We start from the raw sequence: 16,764 nt of genomic DNA, 5'->3' as shown, positions 1-16,764 counted from the left end.
CTATATATGTTAATTGAATAGATTTCTTCGGGGCAGGGTGTAATTCCCGACCGACGGTGACAAGTAATAACTTGAAGTCCGTGACCCGCAATAGTTGCGGTTGATCCAGTGAAACTCTGGAACCGACAGTTAAAGTCTGGATGGGAGAAGAAAAACTTACTAGAACTGATGGGAGAAGTATGTCTTTTTTTGTCATGGTTTCTTTGAGTTTGTTTTTTTACCAGCCCTATGTGCATACATAGGGCTTTTTTGTTTAGAAAGGAGGAATTTTTTTGCATGAAATATTTATGAAGCTAGCGATTCAAGAAGCAAAAAAAGGACAGGGAAATACCTATACCAATCCTTTAGTTGGTGCAGTGATTGTTAGCGAGAACAACGTACTTTCAAAAGGTGCTCATTTAGAGTATGGACAAGCACATGCCGAAAAAAATGCAATTGATTTATGTAAAACTCCCGAAAAACTACTTAATTCAACAATTTATGTTACCTTGGAGCCTTGTAATCACTACGGAAAGCAACCACCATGTACACAATTAATCCTTGATTCAGGGATCAAGAATGTTGTCATTGGACAGCTAGATCCTAATCCATTGGTTTCGGGGAAAGGGGTGAAGGCATTAAGAGATCATGGTATCCGTGTGATGATAGGTATTTTGGAGAAAGAGGTACGAAATTTAAATAAGAATTATAATTATTTTTTCGAGAAGCAGCGGCCATATGTTTCTCTAAAGTTGGCGATGTCATTGGATGGAAAGATTTCTTTGAGGAAAAAACGATTACAAATTAGTCAACAGGAAGTATTCGAGAGAGTTCATGAAGAAAGAGATAATTATCATGCAATTTTAGTTGGAAGTGAAACAATTTTAATTGATGATCCTCAACTGCTTTCGACAAAAAAGACCAAATTTTCTCCCATTCGTATTGTGATGGATAGAAGAGGCAGGCTTTTAGATAATTTTAAGCAAACGATTTTTAAAGACAGTAGTGCACCAGTTTTGATTTTCACAGAAGCTACTGAATATTCAAATCAATTACCAGAACACGTGGAGGTGATAAGCCAATCTGCTGTTACTGTACCAGATGTTTTGAATGAACTATACAAGAGAAATATTCAATCTGTTTATGTTGAAGGTGGTTCAATCATTCATGATACTTTTTTAGCCAGTCATTGTTGGGACGAGATAATTTGTTATTTGGCACCAGTAATTCTTGGTGGGGACAGTCTTTCAAGTATATCAAGTAAACGAATGAGCCATTCAATAACAAAATTAAAATTTGTGGATCTAGAACAAATTGGCAATGAATTTAGGATTGTTGGAAGGAGAGTGTAAGATGTTTACAGGTTTAATTGAAGGAAAAGGGAAAATCATCCGAATAAAGCATGTAGGTCAAACAATTAAATTGACCTGTCAAACTTCTCAGCAGTTACTTGAAAAGTATAACGTTGGTGACAGTATGGCAATAAATGGTGTTTGTTTGACCGCTATTGAAAAAGCAACGCAACAGTTTACGGTGGATATTATGCCAGAAACTTTTCAACGTACGACGTTTTCACGATTGAAAATAAATGATGAAGTGAATTTAGAACGAGCACTACCGTATAATGGACGTTTGGAAGGACACTTACTGGCAGGTCATGTAGATGGAATCATACGTCTTAAAGAAAAAAAAGTAGAAGAAAATGCGCTTGTTTTAACCTTTGACTTTCCTAAAAAGTTTCAAGGAGAAATTATTTCTCAAGGCTCTATAGCTATTAATGGAGTCAGTTTAACCGTTACACAGATAGCTAAAACAAGTTTTTCTATTAGCTTGATTCCACATTCGAAAAATCAAACAAATCTTGGTAAATTAAGGTATGGAGAGTATGTGAATTTTGAAACGGATATATTAGGAAAATATTTAAAAGCACAATTAAAAACATTTCAATCAAAAGAGTGGAAGGTGCTGAATTAATTGGGGAAAGAAAACATTCAAGAAGCAATTGAGTTTTTAAGAAAAGGTAAGCTGATTGTGGTGGCGGATGATGATGATCGAGAAGCTGAAGGTGATTTGGTTGGCATTGCAAATTTGGTTTCACCTGAGAGCGTTAACTTTATGGTTACATTTGCACGCGGATTGATTTGTACGCCAATTTCAAAAAGAATTGCTGACCGTTTAAATCTTGGAGAAATGGTAGCGAGAAATACAGACAGCTTTGGAACAGCATTTACTATTAGTGTCGATCATAAAGAAACTTCAACGGGAATTTCTGCTTATGATCGCGCGACAACGATTCAAGCTTTAACCAAGCAAGAGAGTGTTGTAGAAGATTTTCATCGTCCAGGACACATTTTTCCACTCATCGCTAAAGAAGGTGGTGTTTTGGAAAGAAGAGGTCATACTGAAGCAGCTATTGAATTAGCGAAGCTAACGAATCAAACTGAAGTAGCCTATATTTGTGAAATTTTGAATGAAGACGGGACGATGGCGAGAAAAAGACAGTTAAAACAGTTCGCAGAAAAACACAAACTTCCATTTATTACTGTGGAAGAATTAGTACTATACTTAAATACACAAAAACCGTTAACGGTGAAATTACCGACTGCTTTTGGTGAATTCGACCTAACACTTTTTGAAGACCTGCAGCATAAAGAGCATTTAGTTTTATCAAAAGGAGAGATTGGAAAACAGGCAGAACCGATCATGGTTCGAGTACATTCTGAATGTCTGACAGGCGATGCTTTTGGTTCTCATAGATGTGATTGTGGTGAACAATTACATGAAGCAATGCAAATGATTGAGAAAAAAGGTAAAGGAGCTATTTTATATCTTCGTCAAGAGGGTAGAGGCATTGGCTTGAAAAATAAATTACGAGCTTATAAGTTGCAAGAACAAGGAATGGATACTTTTGATGCGAATTTGGCGCTGGGGTTCAAAGCAGACGAAAGAGACTATGAGTTTGCGGCAAATATAATAGATACTTTAGGTATAACAGAAGTTGATTTGATTACCAATAATCCTGAAAAAATAAAACAATTAGAACTTTTTGGAATAAAGATCAATCAGCGCATACCTCTGGAAATAGAAGCTGTAGAAGAGAATAAAGACTATTTAAAAACAAAAAAACAAAAGTTTCATCATTTATTGATTATTTAAGAGAGGAAGAAAAATATGACAACATTTGAAGGGCAGCTTTATGGAAAAGATATGAACGTTGGAATTGTGGTTGCACGATTTAATGAATTTATTAACGCTAAGCTTTTGAGTGGAGCAATGGATAGTTTAATCCGTCATGGTGTATCAGAAGAAAATATTGATGTTTATTGGGTACCAGGTGCATTTGAGATACCTTTTGTAACAAAAAAATTGATTAGCAATGAACATTATGATGGCTTAATTACGTTAGGAACCATTATCCGAGGAGCGACAACACATTACGAATTAGTGAGCAATGAGGTTGCAAAAGGAGTGGCTCATATTAGTTTGGAATCAGATATTCCTGTAATGTTTGGAGTGTTGACGACTGAATCTATTGAACAGGCAATTGAGCGTGCTGGAACAAAAGCAGGTAATAAAGGCGCAGAGGTTGCTCAAGGATTAATCGAAATGATTTCTTTAAACCAAGCTATAAGATAGTTGTAGAATAATAAGATCTTATAATCATGGTGTAGCTAAAAACGTACTTTGCAGATATAATAGCACTGTTTATTTTGACGTTGCTACTTAATAGTTAAATGAGTTAGATATTCTACCCTATAAAACGATAAAGCTAGGATGCTTCGCTGAAGTCAAAGATATGCTAGTAGAAGGATGGAAAGCATATCTATATTAACAATTTGTTGAATCGAATAATAATAGTTTCTATTTTTATACTAGTACTGAGGCAATTAGCCAATCATAGAGTAACTTGACTATCCAAGTTATTTTATGATTGGATTTTTATTTGATAGGATAATGTTGTGCTGTTTGAAAAGAAAAATAACGAGATAGTATTATTTTTTGGAAAATATATGTAATATATAAATAGTGTATGAAGATATCTAAAAAGAATAACTACTTGAATATATTGATCGAAAAAAGCATTAAATAACTATCGTTTGTTTTTATATTTTAGAAATATAATGTTACACTGATTACCATTAGAAAATAATAATGAACATTTTAGGTTTTATAGTATATTATTTGTTTAATATTTACTAAGATATTTATAGTAAAAAATTTAAAAAGAAAAGAGGAAATAATATGTTAATAAAGTCTTTTGGTAAAGTGTTTATTTGTTTATTTATTTTTATTCAGATTTTTTTACCTTTAACGGTAGTTTATGCTGAAAATTCGACTAAAGGAACAATTGATGTGTATTCTTATGATGAGGTAGGTAACATTATAGGATTCTATCCGAATAGCGCTATGTGAGATGTTGGTGTAGATTATACGATGACAGCACCGGAAGTAGGCGGCTATGAATTAGATACGAGTAAACTGCCAACAAATGAAAGTGGTCAATATGATGAGGGTTTTATACAAGTGAGTTTTTATTATAAGAAAAAATTGACTGAAGGAATAGTCGATGTATACTGTTTTGATGAGTCAGGCAACATTATAGCAGAGTATCCGAACAGTGATACGGGTGTTGTGGGATCAACTTATACGGTAAGCGCACCGGAAGTAAGTGGCTATGAATTAGATACAAGTAAACTACCGGCAAATGAAAGTGGTCAATATAATGAGGGTTTTATACAAGTGAGCTATTACTACAAGAAAAAAATGATATCGGATATAATTAAAAAAAATTCAAATGGAAATTCAATTAATAATAGCAAAAATAGTAATGTTTTAAAAAATGAGCAACCCAAAAAAATATTAGAAAATAGAATTATACCTAAGATGGGAGAAGAAACTAATTTTAGTTATATTTTTCTCGGTGTGATGATATTATTATCTTTATCTTTCTACTATAGGAAAGACAAAGATACAAAGTAGAAAAAAAGCATGACTATAAATATGTTACAATTGAATTTAAAAAGCACAAAACTTTATAGAAAAGTAAAGTTTTGACTAATTTGACTAAATAGAAGAATCTTAGTTTATTTTGAACATTCCAAATGAAACGGTTAATTAACTAGAAAACTAATTTTGAAAAAACGGTTCTTTATATAGCACACCCCTATTAGCTAGACTTTTTATTGAGTGGATTTTTCCACTCTATTTTTTTTAAAGTTTTTGATTGAGTCGTTGAAACTCATTTGGATTATACTAGGTAACATCTTTTTTATCTGGTAATAAATACACTAGCAAATAGAATACTTAAATACTTACCTTAACTCATTTTGACTTTAATAGGCTTTTCTGTAATACAATTTTTGCTTTGTAATGCTCTGAAAAAATTTTCCATAGGAGAATTAACTAAAGAGTTTTTTGAGAAATAGCTTCTTCAATCATAATCGTTTTCTCATTTAGAACTTCAAAAAAATATATTAACGTATTGTTAGTTTTGTTTTTCTTTCATATTCAAGGATATCCCTCATATGCTATCTTTTTTCCTGTTTTTTAAATTATCTGTAATAGATAACACATCTCACATTTATACTGTTCACTTTTTTCTACTCATCATTACTTCATTAACTAATAGTTCGTGAATTTTTGATTGATTATTTCAGTCCTACATAGTGCGTAGTTATGTGATAAGTATTATTTTTTAAGCTATATGCCTTACCACAAGTAGGACATAAATAAATGTTTTTATTATATTGTTTTCGTGCTAAGTTTTTACATTCACAATCTATATAATAAGTACTGTTCTTATGATATCTATTTTTTTTTTGATAAATTGGTTGCTTAAAGAAATCATACCCCATATTATCCACCTTCTTAATGTTTTTAGAAACGAAGTTCTTAGTTGAACTGGGAGCTTTTTTTTGTAAAAAATATATCTAAACTTCGTAGGTCAGAAAATTACTAAATATATCTTGTAGGTTAATTTTTTTTATTATAATTTAGGTTAGCCTTAAAATCAAGTTTAATCTTATTATTATTATGTGAAAAAAATTAAAATTTATCTTAAATATTATAACTATGGTTGAAAGTCTACGATGTAAAAAAACTTTTTATCTCTCTATTTGGTGATTTTTTATTACTTTTTTAATAATATACTTAATTTTCAAGTTTTTTTGGCAATGGTTGAAATTGCTTGACTTTTAGGCTAGCCTAAATTATTATAAAATGAATAGTAATATTATTTGTTCAATCTAATGGTTTAAAAAAATTAAAAGGGGGATCAGACAGGTTTACTTTTTTTATTAAGATGTGTCAAAAGTATTGAATTGTAATTTTCAGTTGAATTTTAAAATTTAAATAAATTAAAAAATGGAGGAATTAATATGTTTAAACAAGCAAAAAGTATTTCTAAGTTTAGTAAAAAAGGAAGTTTGTTTATTGGGGGGATTTTGTTTGGAAGTGCAGGGTTTAAGTTATTATCCAGCAAAGAAGCTAAAAATATCTATTCTCACGGTCTGTCAAAAGCTTTTAAGATAAAAGATAGTATTGATACTTCTCTTTCTGCTATTAAGCAACATGCAGATGATGTTCAAGCGAACGCAAGAGATATTTATAACAGAGAAGAAAAGAATAGTAATTTAGAAATGATCAATGTTGATGCTGAAGAAAATCTAATTGATAATGATGCTAAGTTATAAAATTGTTTTTTCAACAAAACATCGAACTAGAATTGAATTACCTTTTAAGCTTAATCAAGATATTAAAGAATATCTTGAATATATCATACGCAAAAATTCTACTATCAAAAAAGTTCATTTTTATAATGATAATAGACATATTGCAATCTATCAAAACAAGTATAATCAAAATGAAATACGGTCACTTTTAGAAAATATTGATAGTAAATATTTAAAGAAATGTTATGAGCACCCTAAATTAGTAGCTGAAGCTACTCCATACAATATAATAGCTAAAAATTTTTATAAACGATCCTTAATAAAATTACTAATCCCTACTCTTTTTCGTAATGTATACACAATGTATCAATCTATCCCATTTGCTATCGAAATGTATAAATCTTTAAAGCAAAAAAGATTGAACATGGATGTATTAGATGGGTTAGCTATCATTGTATCATTATTAATTGGCGATTTTAAATCAGCAAGTACCATAACCTTTTTACTAAGCTTAGGAACTGAATTAGAAAACTGGTCAAAAAACAAATCTGTTAAAGATCTCGAATTGGCTTTAAAGCAATCTGATGAAAAAGTTTGGATTTTAAATGATAATTGCCCAATTGAAATAGGTGTATCAAATGTAAAAAAAGAAGACTTACTAATTATTTATGAGGGGAGTGAAATTTTATTTGATGGACAAGTGATAGGTGGGGAGGGGTTTGTAGATGAAAGTTCTATTACTGGAGAATCATATCCGGTTTCTAAAAAAGTTGGTACAGTCGTTAATGCTAACACACTACTAACCAACGGGGAGTTGATCGTATCTGTTACAAATGATACGCCAAACTCGGGTATCATTAAAGTAATAGAATTAATCAACAATTCAGAACTACCTTATTCTTCAAAACAAAAACAATTAATAAGTTCAGCTGATAATTTAGTGAAGTATAACTTTTTAGGTATGTTCCTTACTTTTGTCTTCACTCGATCTATTTCAAAAACTTTATCTTTTTTAATGGTAGATTTTTCATGTTCAGTTAAACTATCGACACCAGTTGCTTATATAAGCGCTGTAAAAGAGGCATTAGACAATGGCATAGTCATCAAATCCTCTAATATCCTTGACACATACAATTCTATGGATACATTTATTTTTGATAAAACAGGGACGATTACTACATCTCAACCCAAAGTAAAAGAGGTGGTTACTTTTAATGATTATACAGAATCTGATGTAATTAGGATTGGGGCATGTTTAGAAGAGCACGTTTATCATCCGATTGCTAATGCATTAGTGTCTGAAGCTAAAAATCAAGGAATTATCCATGAAGAAATGCATGGTGAATTGTATCATATTGCTTCAAAAGGTATACGCTCTTCAATAGATAATGTACCTGTAGTTATTGGAAGTATGAAATTTATAAAAGAAGAAAAAGTTTTTATTTCTATAAAACAATCTACTATTATTCAAAAATTTGAAAAAAACTATAATCTATTATATCTAGGATATAATAGATTATTGGTTGCAATATTTGTTATTGATACACCCATTAGGACCGATGCAGAAAAAACAATACATTTTTTGAAAAAAAATAACAAGCAAGTAGTCTTATTGACAGGTGATACAAAAATTAGAACAAAAGCTGTAATTAAGGATTTATTTTTCGATGAAGTGAGATCAGATTTACGACCAGAAGATAAATTTAATTACGTTCAGAGATTAAAATCTGAAGGACAATCAGTGGTTATGGTCGGTGATGGATTAAATGATTCAGCAGCCATTTCATTGGCCGATATTGGTATATCTATGGGAGAGTCTTCCGATATATCTAGACAAGTAAGTGATATCACTTTTTTATCAAATAATTTAAGTAGTTTGATATATATGGATTCTTTAGTTGATAGATTATCAAATAAGATAAAACAAAATTTGAAAATCACGTTTTCTATTAATGGTAGTTTGATAATACTTGGTTTATTAAATATATTAACACCTACTACATTATCAATGATTCATAATCTAACAACTTTTTCTATAGTTGGAACTAGTTTTTTGTTAAGCACTAATCAGAACCTTAATAATGATATCTAATCTTATGGTATTAGAAAATTACGTTATACTCAATGATTTAGGCAATTAAGGTATAAATATCAGATAGTTGTCATTAGACTGCAAAATTGATAGTTTAAATTTCTCAGAGTGGATATAAGAAAATACTCTAATCATTTCTAATGGAATCCCCCTTTATAAAGAGTTCATGGAATAAGAATATGGACGATTTATTTACTATAGTCTCTATATTCAAAGAACGTGATTTATCAATTCTAGCGTATTGAGCAAACGTAGTGATAAATTCAAACAATTTATTAATAAAATGGTATCTTCAAGGAAGGTGGTGAAAGTTATGTACGCCATTAAATTTTTCCATGGTTATCTAACGCCAGATGGAACTCGGACTCGAATCAAATCTGCAGCATTATTATATAATAATAAAGAAGAAGCGGATCGGTTTGCAGATTCTGTTGGCGGGAGAGTAAAGAAAATTGAATAATCGATTATAAAGGGTAGTGTAGTAACGAAAATTAGCTACCCTTTTTGGCTACTTATAGAACATTGGTAACCGCCTCAAAATTGCAATTGGTTGCACAGTAATATGCAGAGTTAATTGAACCATACTACATTCGTATTTCCGTATAAAATAAAGACTACAATTGGATGTTTCGTTAGATTTAAGAAATAGCGGTTTCCCTATCAGTAAAACGCTATTTTATAATATAATAGGGTAGGTTTAATTGCGAAGTTTATTAGTATGGTTTGAATGTTAAAAAGTCTAGGGTCTGTGATCAATTAATTGAAGAAGAGTAAAATGAGAATTTGGAAAATGGTCTATCAATCCTTTTTGAGTAATTGATTATATAAAAAGGATTGATAGTAGCTTTGAATTTGAATATAAGTATCTGTAGATATTGTAGCTAAAAATAGAATCGATAGATTGGTAAATAGATAATCATAAGTTTGGTAAGTAGAACAGGGGGATATGCGCTTACTGTTCGTTATGTCTAATTAAAAAAAGATATATCTAAAAGATCTTCTTTGGTATTATCAATAGACTTAAAAAGTAAAAAACACCAGAAAAAACTTTGGTGTTTTTTAGAGACCTTTACCTATTGTATTTTCTTAAAGTGATTACTGCACCAACCATAGAGAGGCTACCAATTATGGTGAATAAAATGGATGAATCTTTAGAACCTGTTTTTGGATATTCTTTATAAGTATTAGTATGTTTATTACTAGAATTAGTAGTGTTAATAGTTGTTCGGTTAGCATCTTCACTAGAACTTGTGCTAAATGTAGATGTACTAGAGTTATCAGTAGAATTTGTACTAATAAGAGAGTTGGTAGAGTTTGTACTATTAGGAGGTACACTAGAGTTATCGGTAGAACTGGTACTGCTAATAGATGTGCTGGAACTATCGACTAATTTCCTGTAAACATATGTTAAAACTTTTTTTTCTTCACTAAAAGTAGCTGCATCCGGTGTTTCAAATAATTCATATCCATCGAAAGTCAAGTCTTCAGAATTAATAGACTCTCCTATTTCTCCAACAATTGTAGGTGTTCTAAACAATTCTGTTTCATCTGTAGTCATATATTTAATGATAGCACCAGGACTTTCAGAATAATAAGCCCAAGCAAAATTTGTGTTAGTAGGTAAAATATCTAAAGGTTGCATAGCGTAATTTGTACCAAACGTTTGCTCGGTTGACCATCTTACGTCATTTTTAACAACTTGTACTACATAATAATGAAAATAAAGAGTTTTTGACTCTCCAGTGGCAGAAATAATTGTCTCTGGAGGGACTGGAAGTGGAACTGCCGGATGTAATCCTGGAGTAACTAATGGATCTGGTCCCAAAATAGTCCCAGAGTTGTTAATTGAAGTGTTATTCCAAGAATAATATTTGTTTGAAGATTGATTTAAACCAAAATAATCAAGCTGACCATCTGGAGCGGTAGTATATTGTTTTTGATTAGGAGTAGAATAATCATTTTTTACATTGTTAATTAATTGATATGTTCCTAAATTATTCGCTTTGTTGGAACTGTAAGGATAATAGGCGCTAACTGGATAGGTAGAGTTAAACGCACTATAATCTACTGCGGCTTGAACATCATCCCAAAAACAAAAAAACGTAAGACTAAAGAGAGTACTTAGCATCGTTAAAAACATTTTTTTCATATAAATCCCCTTAAACTTTTTACTAAATATATACTAAATTAAAATAAAAGTCTAGTAATACGGAACTTCTCGAAATTATAGAAAAAAATAAGCTAAATAAAGAAGAAAAAAGAAAAACAGATATTTTTGATGTGAAAGTTGAACCAAAATTAATAACTTTTTTATTATAAAAAAGGGATACTATCTAACATATCAATGAATAAACAATACTAGCTTTCAATATATTTATACTATGGTGTAACATTACAGGAGATAAAAAAATGATTGATATTAGCAATGAATTAATAAAATAGTATTGAACGAAGGAAAGTTTAAGAGTACTAAAATGATGGATAGCTCCCTACATGAGATTTTAAGTAAATCAAAAGAATAATTTAAAATTGAATATGTATGATGTAATTAATTGATCAAGAATAAGCTAGTAATGCATTTGCTATTAAAAATAAAATCGTCATTATTTTTTTGTTGAAAAAATATTAATATTTGATAGAATTAATATATTAATGAATTATATTCGAAAACAATGAGCTAAATAGAATGATTTTAACATTATTAAGGAATTTTTTTGATTTTGAATAGTTAAAATATTAAGGGGGAGTAGTGTATGTATTTTAATAAAAAAAGAAAATTTTTTTTCGTATTATGGACTTTGCTAATTGGTTTGGTTATTTCAGGCTGTTCTACATCAAATCAAGAGAACAAAACTGTAACATCTGAAACTACAATATCTGAGTCAGTAAAAAAAGAGGTAAAAAAGATTAATGAAAAAGCAGATGAAATTTTATCTGAAAAGGATAATGATAAAAAATTATCTGATTTGAAAGTTTTTATAGAAGAAGTAAAAGACTATTCAAAAGTTGACAAAAAAGAAAAAGATGTGACAAAAGCATATAATGATTCGAAAAATAAAATCATCAGCGAATTAAAAAAGGAAGACAAGAAAAATTTAGAAACTATTAAAGTGGAAGCTTTAAAAACCGAAAAAAGCGAATTATTAAGCACGAAAGTTGGTAATCTGGAAGAGCTTAGAGATTGGATGAACAAAGAAAATGGAATCATTTATAGTGAAAATGAAACAAAAGAATTAATAAGGGAAATAGATAGACTTATTGAAGCATATAAAGACCAATTAAAAAAAATAAGTATAGCCGAGAAAGCAGCGGCGGAACAAGCAGCAGCCGAGAAAGCGGCAGCGGAACAAGCAGCAGCCGAGAAAGCAGGGGCGGAACAAGCAGCAGCTGAGAAAGCAGCGGTGGAACAAGCGGCAGCCGAGAAAGCGGTAGCGGAACAAGCAAATAGTAACAGTACAGGTTATACGAAAGATTATAGAGGGCGTTGGCATAGGCCTAATGGACAATATGCTTCTAAAACCGAGATAGCAGCTGCTGGTTTATCGTGGTGATTGAAAAATTACTAAATGTATCAAACATTACTATTTTGAGGGACTAGCGCTAATATTAGTGAAAGTAAATAAAAAATCCGACTTTATTATGGGTAAGGTTGGCTTTTTTATTACTTATATAATCTACTATAAAATCAGCTTTTTTGATTCTTATTACTGGAAAAGTCATCAACCATTTTTACTTTATTATCTTTATTAGTGATTTTGTTTTTGTAATAATAGTTTAACAGAATAGTATCAAAATCTAATCCATTTATACACGTATAAAAATAACTCATTAAAACAAAAAATTTATGCTTCATCAATAAACCTAAAGTTATTATTTTTTCCAAAATAGCAACTGTAATCCTTTCCTTTTGAATTTTTAATAAATTTACTAAAACGTTAGAAAATTGAAATTTCTATGCGCAATTAAAGCCCTTCAATCATCCATGTAACTATTTTTCATAGTCGCAGATAAAAAGGCATAAATACTCTACTTTATAAAGTTATTAATGCTATGGATGCTCTCAAAATATCAAAACTATCATCATTTGTGAAAGTAATGGTTTCCTTGACATAGAAAAGTGTTCTCATTTATTTTAGTTGACAAAGTAAACTTTATATTATAAAGTTTACTTTGTCAACTAGTTTTTGGGAGATTTGCATATTTTCGAATTATAAATAATCAAGGTTGTTAAAATGAAGTTTATGCCAAGTTATTGACCAAAAAATATACAAATCTTCTTAGATCATAAGTTAAGATGGGGTCGAACTAACGTTAATTTAGCTTTAAAATTTTAACATGTTATGATGAATAGAATATGAGGGAGTGAAGCATAATGGATATTAAAGAATTCATTGGAAATTTTCGTGGATTTAATAGATATTATTCTAATTTATTAAGTAAATTTGATAAAAATTTATACGATAAATTATTGAATTTAGTTGAATCTAGAGTAGTTACGGAGATATTCAATAATGTAACAATTACGGCAAGAGAAATTAGTGATAATTTAAATATTAATAAGAGCCAACTGAGTAGAATCATTGCTCAACTAGAGAAAAAGGGGATAATTGAAAGAAAATCTATTGCTGGTGATAAAAGATCATATACAATTTTTCTAACAGCTGAAGGTAAAAAAATACACCAAGAACAAGTTGAAAATATACGTAAAGGTTTATATGAAGAACTGTCTGGTTATAATAAAAAAGAATTATTTTTGCTAAATTTAGCTATGAATATCTTTAGAAATACCTATGAAAGAAATCATAAGATTATGATTTATGAAGGTAAAACAAAAGATCTAGGTTTTATTAGCGATCTACATTGTCGCATATACACAGAAATGAAGTACAAAGACTCATTCCAAAAGTATGTTTTTTTATCTATTGCAAATTCTATTGATAGTATTAAACAAAGCAATATATGGATAGCAGAAGTTGATGGTATCAGAGTAGGAACTATTGCGATAGTGGAGACAAATAAAGGCTGGTGGCAAGTTAGATGGTTTGCAGTTGATTCAAAGTATCAAGGGCTAGGAATTGGTAAAAAATTAGTTGAAAAAGTAATGAAATATATTGAAAAAAGAAATATCTCTAAAATTTTTTTATGGACAGTAAAAGATTTAAGTGCTGCTCGTAGTTTATATGGGAAAAATGGTTTTTTATTGAAAGAAAGTGTAACGAATGAGGAGTGGAAAGATACCATAGTTGTTGAAGAAAAATGGGTTCTTGATAGAACCAAATAATAATTTGTATATGCAATCGGAAAAATACTAGAAAATAGTGTAGCTATAGAGACTATATATAGAGAGCTTTATGCTAATCCTGATGACTATAAAATTCTAGTAAAAGCGATCTAAAGCTTATTACTAGTCCTGAGAATGGGAATCTGTGGCGTACAATGAAGCAAGAAAGAGATAGAAAATATTATTTAACTAAATATCGAAAAGATAAATTACTAAAGTAATAAAGTAATTAAGAGAAGTTTTGAAAACTGAAATTCACTTCATATGTAAAACAAGACTGAAAATCAATCTAACGATTTTCAGTCTGCTTTTTGTAGATTCAAACATATTTTATAAGCTCTTCCTTAATTTATTATCCTTCCGTTTTTATAACCGTTTCTTTCCCATCATTAATAATCAAAGCAGTCTGTCCGGCAACTTTTAACCCATCCGCTTCGTAATCTTGATCTGAGAAATTAGCAATGACAGACAAATTTTCGCCAAACTCCGTTTTTTGAATCAAGCGATCCCCTGTCAGTACCTTAAAATCGGTCATTTCATGTTGTAAAGCCGCTTTTTGGAAAGGTGCCCAAATTTTCGCATTATCAGAAATATCTTGCTTGTGTTCTTCCCAAGCCGCTTTGTCAAGGTGCATCATTGGCGGTGTATTGTATAAATATTCTCTCATACGACGCTCTCCAACTTGGCTTTTGATTTTATAACTATCCCATTCCCATTGATGTGAAGTGATCACAGAACGGTTATAAACAAGTTTATAAAGTGGGAGGGAATAAACTGGATCAGTATAAATGGCTTTATATTCTTCTTTGATTGGGACAACTTTTTTATATTTTGAAGGAATCCCGCCATCTAGTGCAGCGTAACTTCCTACATAATATTCACTTTCTTTATTTTCTCGCATATCAGGATCTGACCACATGATCACAGGAGTTTCAATCCCGTGTGCAAAGACCATTTCTTTTGAAGCAAAATCATTACCGCCTTCAGAACCTACAACAAGACCATTTTGATCGAAATAAGTCATGCGTTTTAAGCGACCAGCAACATCTTCGGTTTGCGTAGTTAGGTGATCAGGGCTGTAGTCATTATAAATTTCACCAGCTGCATCTGTGTCTAAGAACCAAGAATTAAATGGAATTCCATTTTCAGTGATGCCTTTAAACCGTTCTTCTACATCAGGAGAGATCAGTGTTGGGTTTAATTTACGACCTTTCCCTAAGAAACCAGCCACTTTTTCGCCGTTTTTCTTTGTTACTGTGGCATGTTCATAGAGATCTTGGTTAGGAAATGAGGCTGTGTTCCAATCGATACTAGCATTTTCTTGGATAGATTGATAAGAATCATATGGTCCGATCAGATAACCTTCATCAGCTGCTGTTTTGACCATTGTTGGATTCATCAAACCATTGGCCCAATTAGGTAGGCCAATCCACGCATTTTCTACGCCAGCCTTTTTCATATCTTTAAAGACGTCGGATGACGTTGCTTGACCCCATTGTTCTAATGGAGGTGTCAAATCATCTAAGACACCTGCTAAAAGATGTTTATTTAATGTGTACCGTTCTTCTTCACTCAATTTATCGATTCCTTTATCCAGAAGTTTTTTTGCGTCAGCATCCGGATTTTTGAAAATTTCTTTATTATAGAACTGAGGATAAAGTAAAACATAATTAAGTGAAGTCAAAAACGTATTTTTTTCATATTTATAACCTTCATTGTGTTTAAATGCGTCTAAAGCTTTAAGATACTCCTCGGAACCATCTTCGCCATATTGACCTAGGAGTTCCCCAATCCATTGGAAAATCGGTTCGTCAATTTTCTGAGGTAATTTGTTCCATTTGATATCTTCTGTGTTTAAAATACGACTATTCCAGTAGTAAACTTGAATAGCGCCACGCATTTTTTTGATTTGAGGATTTTCTTTTTCTTTCTCGTCTAGGGGTTTGAATTCGCCTAAATTAATTCGATCCATTTGATACGTTTTAGCGATCGCAACAGGATCATTGTCGGTTACATAAAGTCGATAATTCAAGGTTTTATTTTTGTCAAAACCAATAAAATGGTGATTCGCAGTCAACCAAAGATGGGGTTCGGTAGATGTTAACATATCACTATTAAACGTGTTATCCATTACAAAAGTTGTCGCAAAGGTCTCTTGATTGGTGGTGAAAAAACTCATAGAAAAAGCTTCACTCATTGACAATTCTTCATTTTGCTTAAAGTAAGCTAACCAATCTTGTTGGTTGTTAGGAATGGTTTTACCTTCTGCAATTGGTAATACATAGTTTTTAGCATCTAATTTTGGCCAAGAGAAAGAATTATCTTCATCAGATAAACTTGTCAGTGACACTGCCAAATGGTTCTTTTCTTTTTTTAATTTGACTTTGATCTGTTCAGTCGGATAAGTCCAACTGATTTCGTCTTTACTCTTTTTTAAATCAGTGACTTCTTTTGTTTCCTGCGGTTTTGATACCTCTGCTTTTTCACCATTTTCAGTAATTGAGACAGTGAAAGTAGCAGGATCAACATCAAATGCAAAATCAGTTTTTGCATAAGTCTGGTTCTTTTCGATTTCTTTGTTGCTAATCAATTCTTCTGATTTGCTTGTTGCGCTTGTTTTGTTGAAATTACAAGCAGATAAAGAAAGTGTAATGGCAACTAAGCTGAGATAGATCGTAAATTTTTTCATAGGTTCCTCCTAAATTTAAAAGCTGAATGAGCTCGTTTAGCACCGACTGAAA

The 16,764-nt window shown here is 31.0% G+C and carries 12 protein-coding genes, 1 pseudogene and 1 riboswitch; of the genes and pseudogenes, 11 read left to right on the top strand and 2 right to left on the bottom strand.

The features are described from left to right. Window positions 1–19: 19 nt before the first annotated feature. Window positions 20–156: riboswitch (FMN riboswitch) on the top strand. Window positions 157–272: 116 nt separating this feature from the next. The 9 genes and pseudogenes from ribD to A5866_RS05945 all read left to right on the top strand — a co-directional run bounded on the left by ribD (window position 273) and on the right by A5866_RS05945 (window position 9,202). Further along, window positions 273–1,331, top strand: a complete 1,059-nt coding sequence (gene ribD, locus A5866_RS05980) for a bifunctional diaminohydroxyphosphoribosylaminopyrimidine deaminase/5-amino-6-(5-phosphoribosylamino)uracil reductase RibD (protein WP_086278865.1) — start codon at window positions 273–275, stop codon at window positions 1,329–1,331. A 1-nt stretch (window position 1,332) separates the two neighbouring features. Next, complete coding sequence (locus A5866_RS05975; RefSeq protein ID WP_086278866.1) at window positions 1,333–1,953, top strand: riboflavin synthase; 621 nt, start codon at window positions 1,333–1,335, stop codon at window positions 1,951–1,953. Then, a complete protein-coding gene (ribA, locus tag A5866_RS05970) occupies window positions 1,954–3,135 on the top strand; it encodes a GTP cyclohydrolase II (RefSeq protein WP_086278867.1) in 1,182 nt (393 codons plus the stop codon). It begins immediately after the preceding gene. A 15-nt stretch (window positions 3,136–3,150) separates the two neighbouring features. Continuing rightward, window positions 3,151–3,615: a 6,7-dimethyl-8-ribityllumazine synthase gene (ribE, locus tag A5866_RS05965; protein ID WP_086444087.1), complete on the top strand. Its 465-nt coding sequence runs from the start codon at window positions 3,151–3,153 to the stop codon at window positions 3,613–3,615. A gap of 792 nt (window positions 3,616–4,407) precedes the next feature. Then, window positions 4,408–4,509, top strand: a pseudogene (locus tag A5866_RS17060) (hypothetical protein); the annotation flags it as partial. Continuing rightward, window positions 4,504–4,959 carry a MucBP domain-containing protein gene (locus tag A5866_RS05960; RefSeq protein ID WP_254907308.1) on the top strand — a complete coding sequence of 152 codons (456 nt, stop codon included), beginning with the start codon at window positions 4,504–4,506 and terminating at the stop codon, window positions 4,957–4,959. The pseudogene A5866_RS17060 and the gene A5866_RS05960, both read left to right, overlap by 6 nt. A gap of 1,397 nt (window positions 4,960–6,356) precedes the next feature. After that, entirely contained in the window at window positions 6,357–6,671 is a 315-nt protein-coding gene (locus tag A5866_RS05955) for a DUF6110 family protein (protein ID WP_339099752.1), read from the top strand. Further along, window positions 6,655–8,742: a heavy metal translocating P-type ATPase gene (locus A5866_RS05950; RefSeq protein ID WP_339099771.1), complete on the top strand. Its 2,088-nt coding sequence runs from the start codon at window positions 6,655–6,657 to the stop codon at window positions 8,740–8,742. The genes A5866_RS05955 and A5866_RS05950 overlap by 17 nt, the downstream gene beginning before the upstream one ends. A 313-nt stretch (window positions 8,743–9,055) precedes the next feature. Beyond that, entirely contained in the window at window positions 9,056–9,202 is a 147-nt protein-coding gene (locus tag A5866_RS05945) for a hypothetical protein (RefSeq protein ID WP_086353056.1), read from the top strand. Window positions 9,203–9,811: 609 nt separating this feature from the next. Here A5866_RS05945 and A5866_RS05940 read toward each other — a convergent pair. Continuing rightward, window positions 9,812–10,891 (bottom strand): MucBP domain-containing protein, encoded by a 1,080-nt coding sequence (locus A5866_RS05940; protein ID WP_086444088.1) that lies wholly within the window; start codon window positions 10,889–10,891, stop codon window positions 9,812–9,814. Between the two features lie 604 nt (window positions 10,892–11,495). Here A5866_RS05940 and A5866_RS05935 point away from each other — a divergent pair. After that, on the top strand, window positions 11,496–12,293 hold the full coding sequence (locus tag A5866_RS05935; protein WP_086353057.1) for a hypothetical protein: 798 nt from the start codon (window positions 11,496–11,498) through the stop codon (window positions 12,291–12,293). Window positions 12,294–13,114: 821 nt separating this feature from the next. Beyond that, entirely contained in the window at window positions 13,115–14,023 is a 909-nt protein-coding gene (locus A5866_RS05930; RefSeq protein WP_086353058.1) for a bifunctional helix-turn-helix transcriptional regulator/GNAT family N-acetyltransferase, read from the top strand. Between the two features lie 352 nt (window positions 14,024–14,375). Here A5866_RS05930 and A5866_RS05925 read toward each other — a convergent pair whose 3' ends face one another. Continuing rightward, complete coding sequence (locus tag A5866_RS05925; RefSeq protein ID WP_086444089.1) at window positions 14,376–16,712, bottom strand: glycoside hydrolase; 2,337 nt, start codon at window positions 16,710–16,712, stop codon at window positions 14,376–14,378. Window positions 16,713–16,764: the final 52 nt, after the last annotated feature.

It is taken from the genome of Enterococcus sp. 12C11_DIV0727 (assembly GCF_002148425.2).
In the GTDB taxonomy this organism is placed as follows: domain Bacteria; phylum Bacillota; class Bacilli; order Lactobacillales; family Enterococcaceae; genus Enterococcus_L; species Enterococcus_L lemimoniae.
Note: the sequence above shows the minus strand (reverse complement) of the source record. Positions and strands in the feature narration are given on the sequence as shown.